Source organism: Pseudomonas sp. 05N434, assembly GCF_056396965.1.
This window is the reverse complement of the sequence record NZ_JBFTMK010000380.1, coordinates 1-4951: the sequence shown is the minus strand read 5'-3', so window position 1 is coordinate 4951 and position 4951 is coordinate 1. Positions and strand designations below refer to the sequence as shown.

The 4951-nt window shown below is 61.4% G+C and carries 7 protein-coding genes; 4 read left to right on the top strand and 3 right to left on the bottom strand.

Features of this window, described 5'->3' with window-relative positions; all coding sequences use genetic code 11:
* The 4 genes from AC1DLB_RS21150 to AC1DLB_RS21135 all read left to right on the top strand — a co-directional run.
* Positions 1-394, top strand: a 394-nt coding sequence (locus AC1DLB_RS21150) for a methylated-DNA--[protein]-cysteine S-methyltransferase (RefSeq protein ID WP_477785584.1), incomplete at its 5' end; no start/stop codon positions are given.
* Between the two features lie 45 nt (positions 395-439).
* Positions 440-1252 (top strand): isocitrate lyase/PEP mutase family protein, encoded by an 813-nt coding sequence (locus AC1DLB_RS21145; protein WP_086946052.1) that lies wholly within the window; start codon positions 440-442, stop codon positions 1250-1252.
* A 74-nt stretch (positions 1253-1326) separates the two neighbouring features.
* Positions 1327-1944 (top strand): DNA-3-methyladenine glycosylase family protein, encoded by a 618-nt coding sequence (locus AC1DLB_RS21140; protein ID WP_064618238.1) that lies wholly within the window; start codon positions 1327-1329, stop codon positions 1942-1944.
* An 87-nt stretch (positions 1945-2031) separates the two neighbouring features.
* Positions 2032-2520: a GFA family protein gene (locus tag AC1DLB_RS21135; RefSeq protein ID WP_019648936.1), complete on the top strand. Its 489-nt coding sequence runs from the start codon at positions 2032-2034 to the stop codon at positions 2518-2520.
* On the opposite strand, the gene AC1DLB_RS21130 is transcribed toward AC1DLB_RS21135, so the two are convergent.
* The 3 genes from AC1DLB_RS21130 to miaE all read right to left on the bottom strand — a co-directional run.
* Positions 2517-3803, bottom strand: a complete 1287-nt coding sequence (locus tag AC1DLB_RS21130) for an ATP-binding protein (RefSeq protein WP_477742977.1) — start codon at positions 3801-3803, stop codon at positions 2517-2519. The two genes, AC1DLB_RS21135 and AC1DLB_RS21130, sit on opposite strands and share 4 nt — an antisense overlap.
* Positions 3804-4511: a winged helix-turn-helix domain-containing protein gene (locus AC1DLB_RS21125; RefSeq protein ID WP_064621290.1), complete on the bottom strand. Its 708-nt coding sequence runs from the start codon at positions 4509-4511 to the stop codon at positions 3804-3806.
* A 160-nt stretch (positions 4512-4671) separates the two neighbouring features.
* The coding region (miaE, locus tag AC1DLB_RS21120; RefSeq protein ID WP_477785583.1) for a tRNA isopentenyl-2-thiomethyl-A-37 hydroxylase MiaE at positions 4672-4951 on the bottom strand (280 nt) is incomplete at its 5' end.

Sequence of the window (4951 nt, the reverse complement as noted above, 5' to 3'; positions counted from 1 at the left end):
TGGCTACGCCGTGGCCCCCGGACACAACGGGCATTTGCAGCAGATCGAAGAGGAACTGGCGCAATACTTCGCCGGCAAACGGAGCGAATTCAACGTGCCCCTGCACCTGCCCGGCAGCGCGTTCGCCAAGCAGGTGTGGAGCGAATTGATGAAGATCCCCTACGGCCAGACCAGCACCTATGGCGCGATTGCCGCGCAACTGGGCAAGCCCGGCGCCAGTCGCGCCGTGGGCATGGCCAACGGGCAAAACCGTCTGGCGATTGTGCTGCCCTGTCATCGGGTGATCGGCGCAGACGGCTCGTTGACCGGCTATGGTGGTGGACAACCGCGTAAAGCGTTTCTGCTCAGGCTGGAAAGCGCCGCGGTGCAAATCACCCAACAACTGGCATTCTGATCACTCCATTGTTTTTCAATAAAAAGTCATAAGGAGGGACATTCAATGGACACACTCGACACTCAATTCCATCAACTGCACCAGAGCGGGCTGTTGATTCTGACCAACGTCGCCGACGCCACCGGGGCGCGACTGGTGGAACAGCTGGGCAGCAAAGCCGTGGCCACCAGCAGCGCAGCGGTGGCCTGGGTGCATGGTTATCCGGATGGCAACACCTTGCCGCTTGAGCGGCTGGTTTCCACCGTCGAATCCATCGCCCGGGTCATCAGCGTACCGTTGAGCGTGGACATTGAGGCGGGTTATTCCGATGACCTGGACCGAGTTGCGCAAGTGGTCGACGCGGTGATCGCCGCCGGTGCCGTGGGGATCAATATCGAGGACGGTGCTGCCTCGCCCGACCTGCTGGCCCGCAAGATCGAAATCGCGCGCCAGGTTGCCAATCGCCGGGATGTGAAGCTGTTCATCAATGCCCGCACTGACGTGTACCTCAGGGGCCTGGTGCCGGCCGAAGATCGCGTCGCCGAGACGCTCAAACGCGCCGCGTTGTATCAGGCGGCCGGTGCCGACGGACTGTTCGCCGCTGGCGTCACGGCGGCGTACGAGATCGACGCCCTGTGCCACGGCACGACGCTGCCGCTGAACGTGCTCGGCTTCCCGGGCCTGCCTTCGCCTGAAGAACTGCAAGCCCTTGGCGTGCGCCGTTTGAGCGCCGGCTCGGGCATCGCCGAATTCCTCTACGGCGCCATGGCCGGCCTGGCCAAAAGCTTTCTGCAAACCGGCACGCTCGACAGCAGTCACCTCAAGGCCTTCACCTACAGCCAAGTGAACGCCCTGCTGGCCCCGACCGGCAAAGTTTGACCGCAAGCAATGGAGTGCGGCGCTGCGGGGAGACGACTAGTCTTCCCGCAGCCACCCGCCCCTCAGGATGCTCCATGCCCGACACCTATCAACTGGCCAGCCAATTCCTCTCGGCCCTCGATGCCGACTGGCAGCGCCACATCAGCGCCATCGGCCCTTGCCTGCATCAACCCCATGCGGCGCGCGATCCTTATGAGTCGCTGGTGCGGGCGATTGCCTATCAGCAACTGCATGCAAAGGCTGGCGATGCGATTGTCGGCCGGCTGCTGGCGTTGTTTCCCGCGAGCACCTTCCCCAGACCCGAGCAGATCCTGGCGACCGACTTCGAGCAGATGCGCGGTTGCGGCTTTTCCGCCAGCAAGATCGCAACCATTCAGGGCATCGCCCAGGCGGCTCTGGACGGCGTGGTGCCGGACTACGCCACGGCGCTGGCGATGGACGATGAAGCATTGATCGAGCGTTTGATCACCTTGCGCGGAGTGGGCCGCTGGACCGTGGAGATGCTGCTGATCTACAGCCTGGAGCGGCCAGACGTTTTGCCGGCCGATGACTTTGGAGTGCGTGAGGGTTATCGCCGGATGAAGGGGCTGGAACAACAGCCGAGTCGCAAGCAGATGATTGATATCGGGCTGGCATGGAGCCCTTATCGGACGGTGGCGTCGTGGTATTTGTGGCGGGTGCCTAACCGGTAGACCGCGATAGCTCGGGTATAAATTCAAGTGCAGAAACGCTTACGGTCTAGTCTGTCTTGAGTCATCCCAACCCCATCGGAGGCCCCCATGCAGCTCGAAGGCTCCTGCCATTGCGGCGCGGTGTCGTTCAGCCTGACCAGCGCCCACCCCTACCCTTATCAGCGTTGCTACTGCTCCATCTGTCGCAAGACCCAGGGCGGTGGCGGTTATGCGATCAACCTGGCGGGCGACGCCCAGAGCCTCAAGGTGCGTGGTCGCAAGCACATCTCGATTTACCATGCGCGGCTCAAGGACGAAGGCGATAAGCGCGCCCGGCGCAGCACCGCCGAGCGGCATTTCTGTTCCCTGTGCGGCTCGGGATTATGGCTGTTCAGCCCTGAATGGCCGGAGCTGATTCACCCGTTTGCCTCGGCCATCGACACCCCGTTGCCGGTGCCGCCCGAGCACACGCACCTGATGCTCGGCTCCAAGGCGCCGTGGGTGGAAGTCGAGGTGTATCCGGGGGACCAGCAATTCGAGGTCTACCCGGTAGAATCCATTGCCCAGTGGCATGAACGCCTGGGCTTGAGCCGCTAATCCAAATGCGCCCAGGTCATGCGAAACGACGCCCCGCCCCACGGCGAATCCGCCACTTCCACTTGCCCGCCATGGGATTGAGACACCCGCCGCACCAGCGCCAGGCCCAGGCCGAAACCACCGGTGCGGCGGTCGCGGCTGGCATCGAGGCGCGAGAACGGTTCGAAGATTTTCTCCCGCCCGTCCAGCGGCACGCCCGGCCCATCATCGTTGACCTGCACTTCGTAATGATCACCGGTGCGCACCAACGACACCTCTACCCTCTGGTCGGCATAACGAATGGCATTGCGCAGCAAATTGATCACTGCCCGGGCCATGAAGCGCGGTTCGATACGAACTTCGTCAACCTGACATTCGACAATCAGCAGTTGCACCCCGGCGGCTTCAGCCTCCAGCGTCACGCTGCCCACCACGCTGTCTAACCAATGGCTGGCCTGAATGTTTTCCCGGGTAATCACCGTGGCACCGCGTTCAAGGCTGGCGTACGTCAGCAACTCGGAAACCATTTCTTCCAGCTCGCCGAGGTCGGCGTACATGTCGGCGATCAACTCGCGGCTCTGGGTTGGGTCGGGCTGTTGCTTGAGTTGGTCGAGTTCGAACGACAACCGCGCGATGGGTGTGCGCAGCTCATGGGACACCGCGTTGGTCAGCTCGCGCTGGTTGGCGATCAGCCCCTCGATGCGCGCGGCCATCAGGTTGAAGTGTTCGGCCAGATCACGAATGTTCGAGCGCTTGGACAGCTGGATGCGCGCCGACAGGTCGTTGTCGCCAAAGCGTTCGGCGGCCAGGCGCAGTGTCTCCAGATCGCGCCAGTGCGGGCGCACCCAGAAAAACAATACAAAACCGATCATCACCGCGATCATCAGATAGGCCGCGGCAATGTAGAACGGCATCAGACTCGGCTCGGCCGGCAGCTTGATGCTGAGCAGTTGCGAACCGTCGTCAATGCGCGAGATGAACTGCGTGTACTTGTCGCGCATCACCAGCAGGCCCTGGGCCAACTCGGCTTGTTCCTGACCGGTCAGAGACAATTGATCGGTCTCGACCAGAGCCAGGCCCAAACCGTAGTGAGGGCGTATGGCTTCCAACTGTCGCTCCCGGGCCGGACTGTCCAGGCCGCGCAATTGCTCGACCAGCGACCAGGCCTGACCACGCACCGCCTCTTGGTTGTAGCTGCGCATCTGACCATCGAGCAGCGCATCGAACGTGCGCTCGACGGTTTGCAGCCCCAGTACCAGGCCAACCGTCATCACCAGAAACAGTCCCAAAAATAACCGCAGCATCTACAGCTCCCACGCAAACGGATTGAACAGATAGCCCTTGCCCCACACGGTCTTGATGCACACCGGTTCGCGCGGGTTGTCCTTGAGCTTGCCGCGCAATTTGCTGATGTACACGTCGACGCTGCGGTTGAGGCCGTCGAAGGCGATACCGCGCATGCGGTTGAGGATGTCGTCGCGGGACAGCGTCTTGCCGGCAGCGCTGGCCAGCAACCACAGCAGTTCGAATTCCATGGTGGTGAGCTCGATGCCCTCGCCCGCCAGGCGCACTTCGCGGCAACTGCGATCGATGCTCAGATGACCGAATTCCAGTGAGCTGCACACACTGCTGTCCGGCATCTGACGGCGTTGCAAGGCACGCAGACGAGCGAGCAGCACGGGGGGCTTGATGGGTTTGATCACGTAGTCGTCGGCACCGGATTCCAGGCCGAGTATGTGATCGAGGTCGTCTTCCTTGGCGGTGAGAATGACGATGGGGGTGTCGGATACGCTGCGGATTTCGCGGCACACGTGCAGGCCGCTCTGGCCCGGCAACATCAGGTCGAGTACGACGATTTTCGGTTTGAATTCAAGGAAAGCGGCTACCGCGAGATCTCCGCGGTGTACCTCGCGGACTTCAAAACCGTGTTGGGACAGGAAATGCGCAATCAGCCCGGCGAGCTTCTCGTCGTCTTCCACCAGCAATACTTTGCCAAAACCCAGACTCTCCATGATGACCGTCTGCCAACCCTTGAATGAAATGGCCGGCATTATGGCGCCAATCGGTGAAGGGACGGTTATCGCAGACAGCAAAAACCGGCCATGGAAGCCGGTTTTTAGCGATGTTTCATTCTTTTAAGAGTTTTTTACAATTATTGAAGATGACACGTTGTCACGCCGCGACCGGCACACCACTGTGAAACCTGAACTCCACATCCGGCGACTCGATCAACGCCTGTTCGGCGTCGCGCACCTTGTCGATCACCTGGGCGATGTCCTTGGCGTCACCGTATTGATAGGCCAGTTTCAGATACCCCTGGAAATGCCGGGCCTCGCTTTTCAGCAGGCCGAAATAGAACTTGCCCAGCTCCTCATCCAGATGCGGCACCAACGCCTCGAAACGCTCGCAACTGCGGGCTTCGATGAACGCGCCGACCACCAGCGTATCCACC